This window comes from Hominisplanchenecus murintestinalis (assembly GCF_943193015.1).
Classification (GTDB): domain Bacteria; phylum Bacillota; class Clostridia; order Lachnospirales; family Lachnospiraceae; genus Hominisplanchenecus_A; species Hominisplanchenecus_A murintestinalis.
Genome location: NZ_CALPCM010000004.1, coordinates 49,164 through 65,202, shown reverse-complemented (window position 1 = coordinate 65,202; position 16,039 = coordinate 49,164). Strand labels below are relative to the sequence as shown.

The following is a 16,039-nucleotide window of genomic DNA, read 5'->3' as shown; positions in this document are numbered from 1 at the left end:
TACTGATAAATTATTTAAACATATCCTATCACTGCCTGAACGCCACAGTAACAACCGCCCCGTTCCGGTTGCTCAGCCGGATATATCCTCCATGTTTCTCACAAAGGATCTTGCAGATATTCAGCCCCATACCGAAATGCTCGTTATCTGTTTCCCGCACCGTTTTATAAAACGGCTTTGTGGCATTCTCCAAATCTTTTTCCGCAAACCCGGTTCCATCATCGGAAACAGTCAGGTACAAATACCCATCCTGTGACTCTGCCGATACCTTAATCTTTTCCTTTGCAAACCGTACTGCATTGGCAAGGAGATTTTCATATACCCGCATTACAATAGCCATGTCTATATCCAAATCAGAATTCCTATTACCTATAACTTCATAGGAAAATCTTTTCTCATCCCATACAGCCTCTCCCGTTTCCTCTAATTGCCTGCAAAGTGCATCCATAGTTACAGGCTGCCGGACAATTTCAATATCCTCCAGCCGCTGCAGTTCTCCCATCGTCTGCACATACTCTTCCAGCCTTACGATATGCCGATGCATCATCTCTGAGGCATCACTCACTTTTTCAGCGGTCATTTTGGGCGCATATTGCCTCAAAAGTTCACTTTGTCCCTTCAGAACCGTCAGCGGTGTCCGCAAATCATGAGAGAACGCTGCATTCAGTCGTTTGCGTTCCTCCATCTGCCGCCACATCTCCTCATTGCTTTCCTGTAATGCCTGCCGCATCTTCTCAAAGGAAACGCACAGCTTTCCCAGCTCATCCTCTTTATCGTAAGCAATTTTGAAATCTAAGTTGTTATCGGCAATCTGGCTGGCGGCATGATCCAGTATGGCTAGAGGTTTCTGCATATGTCGTTTGTAGAATAAAATACTGGTGGCGACAATACAGAAAATGAAGCAAATGGGATATACGCCGATACTCGAAAAGCCAAGAATATTATATACGGTCCAGTCTGTTGGCGTAAAATGGTCCATTAAATTCAGCAGCGTCTGATAGGATATGCTTCCTTTCTGCTCATCATCTTTCTTATCAAATCCAATCACTATTTCAGGATCGGATACGCCAAATTGAATCTGATATTTCTTATAGTATCTGGACTGCCCCCACTGACAAATGCTTGATAGGGACAGAGACAGCAGCAGGGCAGAGATGATACAGACGAGCATGGATGTAGTAAGAGCCGTTTTGATCGACTTTCTTTTGAAAAATTCCTTTATCTTGCCCATTTGTACCCCACTCCCCAAACCGTTTCCACATACGGTTTTATACCCACGGCCGCAAGTTTCGCACGAATTCTGCGGATATGTTCGGCTACCACGGAAGATTCTCCTTCGCTGTCATAACCCCAGACAAGTTCATAGATCCGCTCTTTGCTAAAAATCTGCCCCGGATGACCGGACAGAAGCTCTATAATATCAAACTCCTTCTTTGCAAAAGGAATTTCCTCGCCGTCATAGAACAATCGTCTTTCTGTGTAATCAATCGCCAGCTTATCGGCAAGCTGCACCTTGGGAGTCCCCCCTCTGCGGCGTTCCCGTCTGATGTGTGCGGCAACCCTTGCACCAAGCTCGTCCAATGAAAAGGGCTTTACAATGTAATCATCCCCGCCCATACCGAAGCCTTTGACCTTATCACTGTCCTCCACTCTGGCAGTCAGGAACAGAATCGGGCAGCTGACAAAATCCCGTATCCGGGCACAAACCTCCAGACCGTCCACATCGGGCATATTAATATCCAACAAAATGAGATCCGGCTGTTTTCCTGCCTTTTCAATCGCTTCCATCCCATTTGTTGCCGTCATTACGTCATAGTTGTTGTACATAAAGTAGTCCGCAAGAGTGGAAACGATATCCTCCTCATCATCTACAACTAAAATAGTATCTCGTATTCTGCCCACCTCCCATTTCTGGTCTTCAAATTACGCCACAATTTTCAACATTTTATCTACTATTCAGTACAAGCTGCATTTTTATCCATCTATTTGCCAAATCATTTGTCTGATTATACCACGTCCCACATGTGAAGTACATATTTTAAGTATACGGCAAAGAAGGCCGCTCCATACAGAGTGGCCTCCTGCAGCTTTACTGATTGGAATTCACCTTATGGTGGCTCTGGATATATACGCACATGTACAAAAAGCAGCCCCTGCGCCTGCGTGCCGCCGCTCTTAAAATCACTGAGGCGGCTTCGGGCATACCTGGCATCCCCGTGCACTGCTCAACAAAAATCGGACACTTAAATTGTATTTTTTGACATACAATCTATAAGTATTTTACAGCTGCATATGCTTCTCTGTACTGTTTGGGCGTTAGATACCCCAGCGAGTATGCGGGCCGTTCCTCGTTGAAAAATTTTATATACGCTGCCATTTCTTCTTTGACATTTTCTCCCTGTAGATGAAAATCCGTAAACAGTTCTGATTTTATCCATCCGTTGATGGATTCCATTGCTGCATTGTCTGTCGGCGTTCCGGCGCGTGACATAGAGTGTATGATCCCGCATGTTCCAAGCAGGTCATTGTAATTTTTTGATGCATATACTGATCCCTGATCCGAATGCAGCACTGTTTTATATGCAGAAACAGAGTTTTCCCCAACAGATGTTCCGTATGCATTCTGTCAGTTCATCCCCCAGATAGAGTTTCAGCTCATATTGTAGGCAAATTCAAATCATACGGCGGAACTATAAAATGTCAAAGACAATTTTTGAGAAGTTAGGCGGCAAATATGTAAGACAAAGTAACTGTCTAATTCCATGCTTAACTGTATCCATTGAAGAGGGACAGCCAATAGGTATATGGGGACAGCGGCATCTGGATTATCTGAAGCAGTACCGCAGGGTTACATATATAAATCTTCTCACAAGCAACAAGTTAAACACTTACCTTGCCGATATTGACAGACAGGCATAGGAATGCTTTGAACGACTTATAGAGGTCATGAACAGGTTCAGGGCATAACGGAACAGCGAGAGCTTGCTTTAGTTCGTTTAACCGACTATAATAAAGAATACTTTTAGTTGATTTTGGGAGGTATCTTATGTTCGATTACATGACAGTGCAGGAAACCGCAAAATTATGGGGGATATCCGAACGGCAAGTTCAGAAATTGTGCAAGGCAAACCGTATTGAGGGTGTTATCCACCTAACCCGCGTATGGCTTATCCCACGGTACACAGAAAAACCAGCGGATATGCGCCGGAAAAATTACTAGGAGATGGGAAAATGATAGAAATCTATTATATTGAAGATGATGAATGTATTGCGATGGCTGTAAAAGAATATTTGAGCCAGAAAGGGTATGCCGTTTCTATATTTGGAACATTGGAAAGTGGAAAGAAAGCATTGGAACACCATATTCCAAGCATTGCGCTGATTGACTGGAATATGCCAGACGGCGAGGGAAACAGCTTTTGCAGATGGATACGCTCAAGATGGAAAGAACTCCCAGTCATTTTTCTGACTGTCCGAGATGACACTTGTGATATTATTTCTGGTTTTGAATATGGGGCAGATGATTATGTAACAAAACCTTTTGAACTGGAAATTCTGTATTCCCGCATCCACGCATTGCTGCGCAGGGCAGGAAATGTGCAGAGCCAGTATCTTTCCTGCGGTTCTATTTCGATTGACAAAAACAAAACGGCAGTATTTTGTGGCGAAAAAGAAATTACCGTCAGCCAAGCAGAATACCAGCTTTTGCAGCTTTTAATGGAAAATAAGGGGAAAACCGTCACAAGAGAACGGCTGCTGACTCAAATCTGGGACAATAATGGGAATTATGTCAATGACAATACGTTGACCGTAACAATGAAACGGCTTAGGGAAAAACTCCATCATCCGCCCTGTTTAAAAACAATACGGAGCTTTGGCTACCGTATGGAGGATGAGGTATGAGCAAAAAATCAAATATAAAAATAACGGTTCTGTTCGTGTTGTCAATCAGTCTGATTGTAGCGGCAATGACTACATACCTTCTTACTCTTTACTATCGCCATGTGTGTTTTCATATATTGGGAGGATTTTGTGACAGCATGATTGAAAATAATCCAGATTCCCGACAGGCTGTTTTGGAATTATTGAAAACACAGGATTTTCATATGACAGGCGAAAATATATTATCAAACAAGTTTGATAATCATGTAATATCAAACTTTGGTTATTATCCAGCGAATTTAGGGATTACGGGCACGACAGTCCTTTGGATTGCCGTTTTCGGTTTTTTGGCAGGCGGCATACTGTTCCTTTTCTCTTTCTGGTATTGGCATAGGAAATCGGACGCCCGCATCCAAGCATTGACGGAATATTTGGAAAAAATAAATACAGGCGTTCAAGGATTGGTTTTTGAATCTTCAGATGATGAGTTTTCAAAACTGCAAGATGAAATATATAAAACGGTAACGGAACTTTACCAGACAAAGGAAGAAGCCTTAACAGCACGAAACAATTTTGCAGAAAATCTTTCTAATATTGCCCATCAGCTTAAAACGCCGATTACGTCTATTTCCTTAACTGTCCAGATGGCGAAAGAACATTTGGGCGATATTCGTACCGCAGAAACGCCACAAGGGCATACCTCTATGGCGTGTAAAATGCACGCCAATATCAAGGATATAGAACGGCAGATAAACAGGCTCATGCATTTAGAAGAGGCGTTATTGCTATTGTCCCGCATTGATGCGGGAACGCTTGCATTTGACAGGAAACCGACAGATGTTTTTACAATCCTTTCTCTGGCATCGGACAATTTATATGAATTGTTCATGCAGAAGGGCGTTCTGATTGATATTCCAGAAATGGATGAGATGAATATCAATGTGGATTTAAACTGGACGATGGAAGCGGTCATGAATTTGATGAAAAACTGTATGGAAGCAACAGGAACAGGCACTGCTGTCCATTGTTCCTATGAAAAGAATCCGCTTTATGTGCAGATACGGATATGGGACGAGGGGGAGGGATTTGCAAGAGAGGATTTACCCCATCTGTTTGAGCGGTTCTATCGTGGTGAAAACACAAAAAATACTGGAATCGGGATAGGTCTTTCCCTTTCAAAAGCAATTATAGAAATGCAGAACGGAATTATCCGTGCATTCAATCTTCCGAATGGCGGGGCTTGTTATGAAGTTCGTTTTTATATTTCGTGAAAATAATGCGAAGCACATAAAATATGGTATGTTTGGGGCCTAGTCACTGAGATGTCACTTTCATTTGTTATAATAAAAATACTTTGAGAAATCTCAAATCAAAAACCATGTTGCAAGCAACAGGGTTTTTGACCCTCGCGGCATTCGTCAAATAACCATGTAAACATGGCTATTTTCCTCATTGCTCACGGGAATAATAGAAAGATTTATATCAAGGTATAAAAAATACCGCAAGGGTATACCTTTATGGCGTGAGGAACACGCCAACAATGAGGAAATACCGCAAGGGTATACCTCTATGGCGTAAGGGCTGCGCCAACAATGAGGAAATACCGCAAGGGTATACCTTTATGGCGTGAGGAACACGCCAGTAATAAGGAAATAACAAACAGGAGGATTTGACAACATGGAAATACTAAGATGTAATGGTATCGAAAAAGTATTTGGGAAAGGCGATAATCAAGTTACTGCTTTAAATGGAATCAGCCTATCTATTGAAAAAGGCGAATTTGTCGCAATTATTGGGGCATCTGGCTCTGGAAAATCAACGCTCCTGCATATTTTGGGCAGCGTGGACAAGCCGACAAAAGGCACTGTAACAATAGACGGTGTTGACCTTAGCGGACTAAATGCTACAGATGCCGCTATCTTCAGAAGGAGAAAGGTTGGATTGGTTTACCAGTTTTACAATCTGATTCCCACTCTTACAGCAGAAAAAAATATCCTTATGCCTATGCTGCTTGACAAAAGAAAGCCAGATTTGGATTACTTTAAAATGATTGTAAAGATATTGGGGATAGAGGACAAACTGGAAAGCCTGCCAAGCCAGCTATCTGGAGGACAGCAGCAACGGGTTGCAATCGCAAGGTCTTTGATTTACCGCCCTGCCATCCTTTTTGCTGATGAACCGACAGGAAACCTTGACCAAAAAAATTCAAAGGAAATAATTGACCTCTTAAAGCTGTCAAACCGAAATTTAAAACAGACAATACTCCTTATTACCCATGATGAAAAAATTGCATTGGAAACCGACCGAATTGTGACCATCGAAGACGGGCAAATTGTCAGCGACCATTTCATTGATACTGCCGAGAGGCATAGAGGTATCCCTGTGGAGAAACGGAGGTGAGCAGCATGTGGAAAGACTACTCGAAAAGCTATATTAAAAATAACCGTGCATCCAGTATATCAATTATGGCGGCTGCTCTTGTTGCCACCATGTTTTTGTCGCTGTTATGCAGCATAGCTTACAATTTTTGGGCATATGATGTGGAACAAATCATATTGGAGGAGGGCGACTGGCAGGGGCGCATTGTTTGTGAAGCATTAGGTTCCGATGATTTATCTATGGTATGTCAATTTGCGAATGTAGAAAAAGCAGTCGTCAACGAGGAATTATCCCAAAAAGGAAAAATAGTGGCGGATGTTTATTTTAAGAATGCCAGAACGATTTATCGTGATATGCCGTTAATTTCAGCACAGCTTGGGCTAAATGAAGATTCCATCCAATATAACTCATTGCTCCTGTCCCGCTATTTTATACACGACCCAGAGGATGAGGCGCCGCCAATGCTTTTGACACTGTATGTGGTGATACTGATTATTATGGCAGTGTCGTTAATCTTAATTATCCGAGGCTCTTTTGAATTATCCATGAATGCCAGAATCCATCAATTTGGTATATTTTCGAGTATTGGGGCTACACCAAGGCAAATTAGAACCTGTCTGTTGCAGGAAGCGATGGTTTTAAGCATACTGCCAATGCTAATTGGAAGTATGTCTGGGATTTTAATAAGCTATGGGATTATAAAAGCAGTCAATTTTTTTGCTTCGGATGTATCTGGACGCCACGAAGCTGTTTTTCAGTATCATCCGTCCATATTTGCGCTTACGGTTCTCATTTCGTTCTTAACCGTAATTTTTTCTGCGTGGATTCCTGCAAGAAAACTGAGCAGGATGACGCCTCTGGAAGCAATCAGAAATACAAGCGGTTTATTGTTAAAGAAAAAGAAACATTCTCGGTTTTTATCTTGCATTTTTGGCATGAAAGGGGAACTTGCAGGAAACGCATTAAAAGCTCAGAAGAAACATTTACGGATATCCACATTGTCATTATTGCTGTCTTTTCTGGGTTTTTCTATCATGCTCTGCTTTACTACCCTTGCAGATATCAGTACCAGATATACTTATTTTGAACGATATCAGGATGTGTGGGATATCATGATAACTTTAAAGGACACGGAATTAACAGATTTTGGCTTAACAGATGAATTGCGGGATATTACGGGGATACAAGATGCCACGGTATATCAAAAGGCCAAAGCTTTGACGTTTCTGCCAGAGGGATTACAGAGCGATGAACTGTCATCACTTGGCGGGCTTGAATCAGTTGCGGGAACACCGAATGAAAATGGGCAGTTTCAAGTATCTGCTCCGATTGTTGTTTTGGATGACACAAGCTTTTTAAACTTCTGTTCACAGATTGGGATTACGCCAAGTCTTGATGGCGCAATCGTATTAAATCAGATTTGGGATAGCAGAAACAGCAATTTCCGCTATAAAGAATATGTTCCATTTGTAAGGGATGATAACCAGAATACAATACTTTATAAAAATGACAAAACCGTAAAAATCCCTGTTTTATCTTATACACAGAAATCCCCCACGTTGAGGGAAGAATATGATAATTATGCCCTTGTACATTTTATCCCGCTTACCATGTGGAATAAAACTTTGGGAGAGGTATGTGAAGCTGAATCCGACAGTTATATCCGTATTCTTTCAAACGGAACTGTAAATCTTACGGACTTAAACGCTCTGGAACAGGAAGTCGTGCGGCTTGTATCGGAGCAGTATGAAATTGAAAGTGAAAACCGAGTACAGGAAAGATTGTCTAATGACAGTTTAATCCAAGGCATGGTAATGATTTTGGGAGCTTTTTGTGTATTGCTTGCTGTGATTGGAATTGCGAATGTCTTTTCAAATACGTTAGGGTTTCTCCGTCAAAGGAAACGGGAATTTGCCCAATATATGTCCATTGGCTTGACACCGCAGGAAATGAGGAAAATGTTCTGTATTGAAGCGTTTGTGATAGCAGGGAAACCACTTTTGATTACATTACCGCTTACCGTATTGTTTGTGCAATTTGCCGTAACAGCAAGCTATTTAGAGCCGATGGTATTCTGGTCAGAAGCCCCGATTCTGCCTATTTTGATATTTGCGGCTGCGATTGTATTGTTTGTTGCGCTTGCTTATTATATTGGCGGAAGGCGTCTTTTGCAGTGTGACTTGAATGAAACATTGCGGAATGATGCGTTGATTTAGCAGATAAAGAGTAAACGGTAGATAGTCCCCCATCCCGTCTACGCATGGATGGCATGGATATGTGCATTGAACCCCTCTGAACAGACCTTTGAGGAATTAAAACCATATATACAAGAATCCTATGAGTATAATATCTGCCAACTGATTGGTAACCAGATAGTCATTCATATTAATAACTCAAACTTCGCACATAGATTTTGCCTATGCACCTTGAAAATTCAATACCTGGCAGTTATTCAGTTGTCAAAAGTCTGCTGTTATGCTGCTTGAAGCTGCGCTTTCAGCAAAGCAGGTAATGTATTCATAAATGTATTAACCAGTTCGTCGATTTTATCGTTGGACAGCTCTGTATTGTTGTTAAGTATGGTTCGGAACATTTGAAGCAGCATTCGAAATGCCTGTCAATTATACCAAACCAGACGGTTTCATGCTATTTTATTGCCAGTTTTTATTGAATTTTCAAGGTGCATAGGCACTTATTAAAGTGCGAAGTTTGAGATCATAATCAATATGGGTCAAAACAAGCGCTTCCACTTTTTCGCCACGCTCCGCAATATTTTCAATAACTTCTGCATATTCTTTCCCACTGCTTTTTGTACCGCCATCTACAATAATATTGGCATATTTTTCACCTTTTCCATACCTAAGCCAGATAAAGTTCCCTTCATCTGCCGGAAGCAAATAAATTTTCACCATTTTACTCTCCCGCTCTCCGAAATCATCCCATTATCTTTATTTATTTCTTTTATTTAGTATACTTCGTTTATCTAAATCTATCAAGAAAAATTATACTTATATGTAAAATCAATCCTATTAAGTACTATTTATTAAATGCGTTTTCTGACAACAAAACTCTTTTTGCGAATTTCTAACTCCACCTTGTATTCTCATATGAAACACTAAAAAATGCCTGAGTTCAAAATTCTCAGACACCTTTTCATAAAAATATATTCATGGCGTTACTTCACTAAAATCCCCCCATCTGATACGCCCGTGCAATTACATAAGACGGCTCGAAATATGCACTACAATTATAGTTATCTATGACATTGCATATTTCGTGATTGTAAAACCTGAAAATCCCTTCTACATAATCCTCACCCTGCAATGCCGTATCCCGGATCAATCTTTGATAGACTTTACCCATTTATCTTCAACATCCAACGGATTTTCCGCATGAAGCACGTTCGCAACACTAATCAAATGATACATCGCATCTTTCCCAATGGTATTCACCACATATTGATTTTTCTGATGTAATTTCCTTGCAATCCGCTCAATCATATGGCATATAAAAAGCAAATTCCCATATTTGGTCATCGGCCTTCGGCCTTCCACAATATCATATTGATGCTCTATGCCTCTTCTGCAATCAATAACAAACTGCAGCCAATCTTCCGTCATGTGCTCAAAACTGCGCATCTTCAAATTTATCATCCTGTATATAAAGATAGCTGTTTACAATAGATTCCCACCGCTTCGTTAATGCCCACCGTTTTGCCTGCTTTTCCAATTTTGTACAGTAAAAACCATATCCAGAATCTTTATAGTGTCCATGAATCATAATTCGAGGTTTTTCTACTATCACATTATTCCCCTGGTAAATCCTATTTTTATTCATAAACTTCATCCCCCTGCTTTTCAGAATATGTCCATTTTGACATATTGTCAAGTAACCGGCTATTTTTTTACTTCCGCATATGTAACAGTTCAGCCTTCGGCTTCCTGTTACTGGCATCAAGCCATGCAAAACCACTTCGTGGTAGCTTGATGCCCCTCAACCGCAATGCTATTTCACGTACTTTGCAGCAAGTGCAAAGTCCTGGGCTGAACTGTTACCCGCATATTTCCCCTTGATTCCTTCCGCGAATGCTGCTACATCTTTTCGGAGTTCTTCCGGCTCCAAAAGCTCCGCGCCATCCCCAAAAGAGGCAATCCATCTCACAACGGTGTCCTTATCCGTAAACCCAAAAGAAAAAAGCAGCGTTCCATCCGGCTGAACAGCAAAGCTTTCTGGACCATATTCTTCGATGAGCCTCCATTTATATTCCGGCTGGATTTTCGCTTTCACCTGATACAGATGCGGAAACACCCGTTCAGATGAAAGATCCGGAAGCGGAACTGCCCGCTTTTCAAAGGCTTCGCCTACTTGCAGCTCTGTCATCCGCACTAGCTTAAAGAGCCGGAAATCTTCTCTGCATCCGCACCATCCCCACAGATACCAGCTCGACCACTGGAAAATCAAATGATACGGTTCGACAATCCGCCGCGACTCCCCCCTTGGCGCAAAATAAGCAAAGGAAACTTTATGTCCTGAAAGGATTGCGTCATGCAGCAATTCAATTTTGGGAGATAACGAATCTCTGTACCAGGAAGAAAGATCGATGAAAATGTGCATGTCCCCTGCAAGCAAGTTAGAAGCTCCTGCCGACAGCTTCTCCATCAACTGTGCATAGCGGTTGGTTCCGCTCACACTGTCCAGGCTGCGGAGCCCCGCTAAAATAGCCTGCATATCCGATGTACTGAGTAAGGTACGGTCTATTTTATACCCTTCCATAATCGAAACACCGCCGTTTTTTCCCGGTTCTGTCACCAGCGGAATTCCTGCCATGCAAAGCGCTTCAATATCCCGGTTAATCGTACGGCGGGAAACCTCAAACTTCTTTGCAAGATAAGGAGCAGTCACCTTCTCCTTCTGCAGCAGAATCGACAGGATTCCAATCATTCGGTCAAGCTTCATAAGAAATCCCTCCTCACCATTTATAGAATTAGTATACCATAAAACGGCGACAGATACATGTCATGTTTCAAAGTCCATTTTAAAAATCTTTGTAAATATTTCTGGCGCTGACAGCAGTCAGTAGTGACGCTACACCTGAAAACAGGACAACCACATATTCAAATCCTTTGCAGATTTCAAACAGGATGCCATAGAGTGCATTGCCTAACGGCTGCGCACACATGGCAATGGTAAGGATGACGGCAATCACCTTCCCAATGAAACTTTGCGGAGTTTCCGCCTGAATAAAAGACATCATCTGTACGGTAAAAATTGTTGAAAATGCCATAATAAGAAAACAGCATATCGTAATCACAAAATAGTTTATCATTCCGGATGAGCATAAGATCAGCGCAGCGCCCATAGGAAATACGCAAACAGCGCTGGCTATGATCAAATTGCCGGATTTCTGAATCGATAATTTGTTTGCAAAAATGCCTGCGCAAATGCCCCCTGCCAATCCGCCTGCCGCCAACGCACCATTCGCAAAACCATAAAGCCTGTTTGCTTCTGCCGCCCCTAAATTTAACACCTCTGTTATAAGGTATGGCAGCGCTACAAGAATCATTGCAGACAAAAATAGATTGATTCTGCAGATTACCAGAAGCGATTTTCCAATCACAGGCTTATCTTTCCAAATAAACCGGATACTTTCTTTAAAATCAGCTTTCACCACTCTCCATATGCTTCCGTCTGAATCCCGTTTATGAAATGGTATTTTAATAAAAATCTCCATAACTGCAGATACCACAAAACATACCGTGCATACCCATAATACCGTTTTCAACCCGTATGCACTATACAAAACCCCTCCAAGAACCGGTCCCATGAAGGAGGCAAAAGAACTTATCGTGTTGATAACAGAATTTGCCGCCATGAAATGTTCCTGGTTTACCAGCGCAGGTATGCTCGCCTGCACAGACGGCTGATATGCCCCTGCAATCCCATATAGGAGCATCAACGTAACCGTCAAAAGGATAATAAGGTTTGCGCTATTCATAAACAGCAAAAATAACAGGATAACTGCGGCTGTAAAGAAATCCAATACTACCATAACATTTCTCTTATTTACCCTGTCCGCCACAATACCGCCTACCGGCGACAGCAGGATGGCCGGAAGAAAAGCGCACGCCGTAACGGTTCCGTAAAGCGCCGATGAACCTGTCAGATTTAATAAATACAGCGGCAGCGCAAACCTTAATGCCGCGTTCCCAAACAATGAGATAATCTGTCCAATAACAACCATCATAAAATTTTTTGAAAATAATTTTTTATTCATTCTTTACTCCTTTTTTAATACCGCATGTTGGTATGTATTTCTTTAAAAATTTTCTGCCCATTTTGCAGGGCAGAATTTTACCTGTTCTTCTGATATATAGCTGTCAGCTCCCGCAGCCTTTCCAGCATTTCATGATCCACAATATCTAATCCAAATCCTTGCAGCATCTGGCTAAACACCATAAACTTACGATAAGACTCTTCCTCAGAGTCACCAAATATCATAGGATTCATCCAAACATTTGCCGCAAGGATAATCAATTCCGCCAATTGTTCCGGGTAATCGGTCTTAATAGAACCGTCTGAAATACCCTGTTTGATAATCGGCAAAATATAATTTGGCGCTACTTCTTCTATCGTATCCTGCAAAAGACTGACAAGAAGCTTCGGATTATTGCCAAAATTAGGAGCTACTGTAAATATGTCATCCTGCACTGGTCTGTCAATGGATGCTTTAAAAATAGTTTTCAACTTTTCTTTTCCGCTAAGTCCGGAGCAGTCACGGATAGCTGCAAGCATTCGGTTTGACTCTTCCGTCATTCTACTCGTAACAGCAACTAAAATATCTTCTTTTGACTTAAAGTGATGATAAATCGCGCCTTTGCTAAGCCCGCCTAAGCCATGAATGATATCCTGAATGGAAGTATTCTCATATCCTTTCTCCATAAACAGGCGAAAGGCAACATCTAATATTAAATTGACAGTTTCTTCCGGATGCTTATTTCTCGCCACTATTTTCCCTCCCAAATATACGATTCGTATGCATTGATATTATCATACCGATGGTATGTTTGTCAATACGGCAGACAATGGTTTGCTCCCTCCGCAATAACCTGTCTATCCGGCTTTCACTGGATGCCGGATTACTGTTTTCAGATTCTCCGGTCTGCATTTGCGCGCATCGCTCAGATAAATCTCATGATGATAGCGGGAATTTCCTATATCCGAAAGATATCCCTGTTCTTTTGTAAACGCATCCATAGCTTCTATTGTTGATGGTTCATCGTCATACGGACCCATATGCATACACTGCACACACAAGCCCTCATCATAAGACAGAAATTCCACTTTCGAGAAATCGACTTTCTTCTTTACAGCTGCTTCCGTCGCTGCCCAATGAAGTTCCTCCTCTGTCACAAACTCTGGCAGGCGAATCATAGAAATCCACTGAAAATCCTCTTTGCGCGAATAATCAATTCCTTTCGCGTTCTCCTGCCACCAAAGCCCCTCTAAGGGCGGCACGACAAAATCAAAATACCCTTCGATTCGATGGTCTCCCTTTTTGCTCATTTTTATGGTAAAAGCAATTCCGTAAAGCAGACTGATAGACTGTTTATATGCGCCGCCTTCCTCGTTCGGATTTCCTTTTCCACGGACAGCAATAAAATTCATAGGCGGAACCGTTACCAGCACGGGCTTACTTTTCGGCAGATAGAATTCTTTATATTCTTTTTTATAATCAAACGCCATGTCTTTACTCCTTCTTTCGCTTTTTCGGCCTGGGCTCCGGAAGCTCCGCATATGTTGCCGCCACTAGCTTCGTCAGCATCTCCCTGTTCTCTACATCTTCAACGAGAAAATAATTTTTCGCCCCTTTGTACGGCGGCGCTTCCGGCAGATGAGGGCAAAGCTTCTGGCCTGTCTCTGTAATCTTGATATAAAACTGATCGTCACAGATTACCGCAAAAATTTTGCCATTGCAATAAAGCCCATATTCACCAAACATTTTCTTATATGTAATGGTTCCGGCTTCCCTTAGCTGATCTGCCATAAATTCTACAAATTCAATCTTTGACGCCATAAATTACTTATTCCTCCAGCGTTTACATTGTTCAATCCGTTCCCCGTTATCTCCCTGTTTTTCATCATAAGCAAAACCATTCAGCAGATCACAGGGAAATTCCTTACATTGCCCGCAATGCTCATGCTGTTTTGCTTCACAACAAGCTTTCACCGGGCAGCTGTCGCCCCAAAATGGCTTTTCAATATGTACACAGCCTGCACAATTCATTTGTTCACGATACCCGCATGCACTGCACAGGAGCCCGCATCTCGATTCAACTGCGCTTTTCTCCTCTTTCAGCCCCACATAAATATGGATTTCCGCATTTTCCATACAATCATCCTGGTATTCCTCAAAATCACATTGAAAGGCCCTGGGCAGGTTCATTTTCCAGATTTCCTGCCACGCCGTTCCAACTGCCTGCACCATATCTCCGTGAATAACGAATTTCGCATACTTTCCGGCGGGAATCCGGCAAACCGCATAGTTTTCCCCCTTTGGCTCCGCTGATGTTTCACAGGCAGCCATCGCCGTGTAATCCGCTTTTTCGTCTCCCTCATACTCTGTATAAATCCCCAACGCCTTTGCATTTGCCTTGTCGGGTACGGAAGCGTAAACGCCTTCATTATAAAAGCAGTTCCACAGCCCGCCAATCACAGCTCCCATATCGGGAGAAGCATTATTCGTCCTTGCCGACACGCCTACAGCAATTTTTTCTTCCAGTGTTACAATTTCGTATTCCATAAATAAAACCATCCTTTCTTTTTTTGATGATTCTATTCTACCAAAACAACCATGACATCTGTATGTCATGATTCCAAATATTTTTCCCATATTCCTCCCAGATATGCTCGTCTCTATTCCCCAAACCAAGACGATATAGGATACCATAATCCAGAATACGCGTGACAAATGTTCGGCAAACCTACACTTATATCATAACCTTTCTGCACCAAATATTCTTTTTTTCATAAAATGATATGGAAAACTACTCTATTTAATAGAAAGGATTTCTTATGCAAGAATGTAGGAATGACAACTGCCCGGATTCCTGTATGGAAAACTATTGTGAAAATGCACCGCTCGCAATGGGATATGTTCCAAGGCAGAAAAACTTTCATAAAACCTTTGAACTGAGCAAAGCGCTGCAGGTCGGAACCATATTTCCCGAACTGTGTAAACCATTCTGTGGAAGGAGGGGCTGCTAATGAACCGCTGTATGTATCATTCAAACTGCCAGAACCAAATGGCAAACTCTCAGAACCGCCCAATGTGCCGCCCACCGCAGAACAATTCAGGCTGCGGCGCACAGCAACCGCAACCGATGCCTTGCAGACGCGAACCAGAACCTTCAAGACCTGCACCCTGCAGACGCGAATCGGAGCCTCCGAAACCCGCCCCTTGCAAATGCGAGTCAGAACCTCCAAGGCGGCCTTCCTGCTGTGAAGAAAACCATCCACGCCCTTCCCGTTCACAGCTTTTGCAGCATATCAATGAAGTAAGTTTCGCAGTCAACGATGTCACCCTCTATCTAGACTCCCATCCCTGCGACAACAAAGCAATGGAATTCTACAAAGAAAATGTCAAAAAACGCAACAAAGCACTTCGCGAATATGCAAAACATTATGGTCCGCTGACAATTGATACGGCTGATGATGCCCAAAGCAATTCCTGGGAATGGATATCACAGCCCTGGCCTTGGGAAGGAGGGAATTGCTAAAC

Annotated in this window: 20 protein-coding genes and 2 pseudogenes; 8 read left to right on the top strand and 14 right to left on the bottom strand. The window is 42.2% G+C overall.

Annotated elements, in window-relative coordinates:
- Window positions 1–28: 28 nt before the first annotated feature.
- From NFR99_RS02870 to NFR99_RS02860, 3 genes are all read right to left on the bottom strand, one after another.
- Window positions 29–1,231, bottom strand: a complete 1,203-nt coding sequence (locus NFR99_RS02870; protein ID WP_251352648.1) for a HAMP domain-containing sensor histidine kinase — start codon at window positions 1,229–1,231, stop codon at window positions 29–31.
- Window positions 1,219–1,893, bottom strand: a complete 675-nt coding sequence (locus tag NFR99_RS02865) for a response regulator transcription factor (protein ID WP_120486153.1) — start codon at window positions 1,891–1,893, stop codon at window positions 1,219–1,221. The genes NFR99_RS02870 and NFR99_RS02865 overlap by 13 nt, the downstream gene beginning before the upstream one ends.
- A gap of 376 nt (window positions 1,894–2,269) precedes the next feature.
- Window positions 2,270–2,572, bottom strand: a complete 303-nt coding sequence (locus tag NFR99_RS02860; RefSeq protein WP_256374375.1) for an integrase core domain-containing protein — start codon at window positions 2,570–2,572, stop codon at window positions 2,270–2,272.
- A 125-nt stretch (window positions 2,573–2,697) separates the two neighbouring features.
- Between NFR99_RS02860 and NFR99_RS02855 the strand changes: the two are divergent.
- The 7 genes and pseudogenes from NFR99_RS02855 to NFR99_RS15355 all read left to right on the top strand — a co-directional run.
- Window positions 2,698–2,916: pseudogene (locus NFR99_RS02855) on the top strand (TnpV protein); the annotation flags it as partial.
- A 130-nt stretch (window positions 2,917–3,046) separates the two neighbouring features.
- Complete coding sequence (locus NFR99_RS02850) at window positions 3,047–3,220, top strand: helix-turn-helix domain-containing protein (protein WP_120486134.1); 174 nt, start codon at window positions 3,047–3,049, stop codon at window positions 3,218–3,220.
- A gap of 11 nt (window positions 3,221–3,231) precedes the next feature.
- Complete coding sequence (locus tag NFR99_RS02845; RefSeq protein WP_120486133.1) at window positions 3,232–3,903, top strand: response regulator transcription factor; 672 nt, start codon at window positions 3,232–3,234, stop codon at window positions 3,901–3,903.
- Window positions 3,900–5,153 carry a sensor histidine kinase gene (locus NFR99_RS02840; RefSeq protein WP_251352646.1) on the top strand — a complete coding sequence of 418 codons (1,254 nt, stop codon included), beginning with the start codon at window positions 3,900–3,902 and terminating at the stop codon, window positions 5,151–5,153. The genes NFR99_RS02845 and NFR99_RS02840 overlap by 4 nt, the downstream gene beginning before the upstream one ends.
- 406 nt (window positions 5,154–5,559) lie before the next feature.
- A complete protein-coding gene (locus NFR99_RS02835) occupies window positions 5,560–6,282 on the top strand; it encodes an ABC transporter ATP-binding protein (protein ID WP_120486131.1) in 723 nt (240 codons plus the stop codon).
- Window positions 6,283–6,287: 5 nt separating this feature from the next.
- Complete coding sequence (locus NFR99_RS02830) at window positions 6,288–8,477, top strand: ABC transporter permease (RefSeq protein ID WP_251352644.1); 2,190 nt, start codon at window positions 6,288–6,290, stop codon at window positions 8,475–8,477.
- 21 nt (window positions 8,478–8,498) lie between these two features.
- Window positions 8,499–8,747 carry a DUF6194 family protein gene (locus NFR99_RS15355; RefSeq protein ID WP_330642092.1) on the top strand — a complete coding sequence of 83 codons (249 nt, stop codon included), beginning with the start codon at window positions 8,499–8,501 and terminating at the stop codon, window positions 8,745–8,747.
- On the opposite strand, the pseudogene NFR99_RS15650 reads toward NFR99_RS15355, so the two are convergent.
- The 11 genes and pseudogenes from NFR99_RS15650 to NFR99_RS15640 form a co-directional block, all read right to left on the bottom strand.
- Window positions 8,735–8,878 (bottom strand): annotated as a pseudogene (locus NFR99_RS15650) (IS4 family transposase); the annotation flags it as partial. The gene NFR99_RS15355 and the pseudogene NFR99_RS15650 sit on opposite strands and share 13 nt — an antisense overlap.
- Window positions 8,879–8,936: 58 nt before the next feature.
- A complete protein-coding gene (locus NFR99_RS02825) occupies window positions 8,937–9,173 on the bottom strand; it encodes a ComEC/Rec2 family competence protein (RefSeq protein ID WP_251352643.1) in 237 nt (78 codons plus the stop codon).
- A gap of 426 nt (window positions 9,174–9,599) precedes the next feature.
- A complete protein-coding gene (locus NFR99_RS15350) occupies window positions 9,600–9,899 on the bottom strand; it encodes a hypothetical protein (RefSeq protein ID WP_330642091.1) in 300 nt (99 codons plus the stop codon).
- Complete coding sequence (locus tag NFR99_RS02815) at window positions 9,886–10,098, bottom strand: DUF3990 domain-containing protein (protein WP_251352641.1); 213 nt, start codon at window positions 10,096–10,098, stop codon at window positions 9,886–9,888. The genes NFR99_RS15350 and NFR99_RS02815 overlap by 14 nt, the downstream gene beginning before the upstream one ends.
- A 168-nt stretch (window positions 10,099–10,266) precedes the next feature.
- Window positions 10,267–11,217 carry a helix-turn-helix transcriptional regulator gene (locus NFR99_RS02810; protein WP_135974616.1) on the bottom strand — a complete coding sequence of 317 codons (951 nt, stop codon included), beginning with the start codon at window positions 11,215–11,217 and terminating at the stop codon, window positions 10,267–10,269.
- A gap of 79 nt (window positions 11,218–11,296) precedes the next feature.
- Window positions 11,297–12,535, bottom strand: coding sequence for an MFS transporter (locus NFR99_RS02805; RefSeq protein ID WP_120486758.1), 1,239 nt, complete (start codon window positions 12,533–12,535; stop codon window positions 11,297–11,299).
- Between the two features lie 77 nt (window positions 12,536–12,612).
- Window positions 12,613–13,266, bottom strand: a complete 654-nt coding sequence (locus NFR99_RS02800; protein ID WP_120486759.1) for a TetR/AcrR family transcriptional regulator — start codon at window positions 13,264–13,266, stop codon at window positions 12,613–12,615.
- Between the two features lie 105 nt (window positions 13,267–13,371).
- Window positions 13,372–14,004, bottom strand: a complete 633-nt coding sequence (locus NFR99_RS02795) for a GyrI-like domain-containing protein (RefSeq protein ID WP_135974620.1) — start codon at window positions 14,002–14,004, stop codon at window positions 13,372–13,374.
- A 4-nt stretch (window positions 14,005–14,008) separates the two neighbouring features.
- Window positions 14,009–14,335, bottom strand: coding sequence for a TfoX/Sxy family protein (locus NFR99_RS02790; RefSeq protein WP_135974622.1), 327 nt, complete (start codon window positions 14,333–14,335; stop codon window positions 14,009–14,011).
- Between the two features lie 3 nt (window positions 14,336–14,338).
- Window positions 14,339–15,061: an effector binding domain-containing protein gene (locus tag NFR99_RS15645; RefSeq protein ID WP_330642088.1), complete on the bottom strand. Its 723-nt coding sequence runs from the start codon at window positions 15,059–15,061 to the stop codon at window positions 14,339–14,341.
- Window positions 15,062–15,285: 224 nt separating this feature from the next.
- Window positions 15,286–15,744 (bottom strand): hypothetical protein, encoded by a 459-nt coding sequence (locus NFR99_RS15640; protein ID WP_330642087.1) that lies wholly within the window; start codon window positions 15,742–15,744, stop codon window positions 15,286–15,288.
- A gap of 53 nt (window positions 15,745–15,797) precedes the next feature.
- On the opposite strand from NFR99_RS15640, the gene NFR99_RS15440 reads away from it, so the two are divergent.
- Entirely contained in the window at window positions 15,798–16,037 is a 240-nt protein-coding gene (locus NFR99_RS15440; protein WP_243126910.1) for a spore coat protein CotJB, read from the top strand.
- Window positions 16,038–16,039 lie beyond the last annotated feature (2 nt).

Excerpts from the sequence above, each read along its gene's own strand:
- NFR99_RS02870 (WP_251352648.1), bottom strand. The coding sequence starts at position 1,231 with ATGGGCAAGATAAAGGAATTTTTCAAAAGAAAGTCGATCAAAACGGCT.
- NFR99_RS02850 (WP_120486134.1), top strand. The coding sequence starts at position 3,047 with ATGTTCGATTACATGACAGTGCAGGAAACCGCAAAATTATGGGGGATA.
- NFR99_RS02845 (WP_120486133.1), top strand. The coding sequence starts at position 3,232 with ATGATAGAAATCTATTATATTGAAGATGATGAATGTATTGCGATGGCT.
- NFR99_RS02840 (WP_251352646.1), top strand. The coding sequence starts at position 3,900 with ATGAGCAAAAAATCAAATATAAAAATAACGGTTCTGTTCGTGTTGTCA.
- NFR99_RS02835 (WP_120486131.1), top strand. The coding sequence starts at position 5,560 with ATGGAAATACTAAGATGTAATGGTATCGAAAAAGTATTTGGGAAAGGC.
- NFR99_RS02830 (WP_251352644.1), top strand. The coding sequence starts at position 6,288 with ATGTGGAAAGACTACTCGAAAAGCTATATTAAAAATAACCGTGCATCC.
- NFR99_RS02825 (WP_251352643.1), bottom strand. The coding sequence starts at position 9,173 with ATGGTGAAAATTTATTTGCTTCCGGCAGATGAAGGGAACTTTATCTGG.
- NFR99_RS15350 (WP_330642091.1), bottom strand. The coding sequence starts at position 9,899 with ATGCGCAGTTTTGAGCACATGACGGAAGATTGGCTGCAGTTTGTTATT.
- NFR99_RS02815 (WP_251352641.1), bottom strand. The coding sequence starts at position 10,098 with ATGAATAAAAATAGGATTTACCAGGGGAATAATGTGATAGTAGAAAAA.
- NFR99_RS02810 (WP_135974616.1), bottom strand. The coding sequence starts at position 11,217 with ATGAAGCTTGACCGAATGATTGGAATCCTGTCGATTCTGCTGCAGAAG.
- NFR99_RS02805 (WP_120486758.1), bottom strand. The coding sequence starts at position 12,535 with ATGAATAAAAAATTATTTTCAAAAAATTTTATGATGGTTGTTATTGGA.
- NFR99_RS02795 (WP_135974620.1), bottom strand. The coding sequence starts at position 14,004 with ATGGCGTTTGATTATAAAAAAGAATATAAAGAATTCTATCTGCCGAAA.
- NFR99_RS02790 (WP_135974622.1), bottom strand. The coding sequence starts at position 14,335 with ATGGCGTCAAAGATTGAATTTGTAGAATTTATGGCAGATCAGCTAAGG.
- NFR99_RS15645 (WP_330642088.1), bottom strand. The coding sequence starts at position 15,061 with ATGGAATACGAAATTGTAACACTGGAAGAAAAAATTGCTGTAGGCGTG.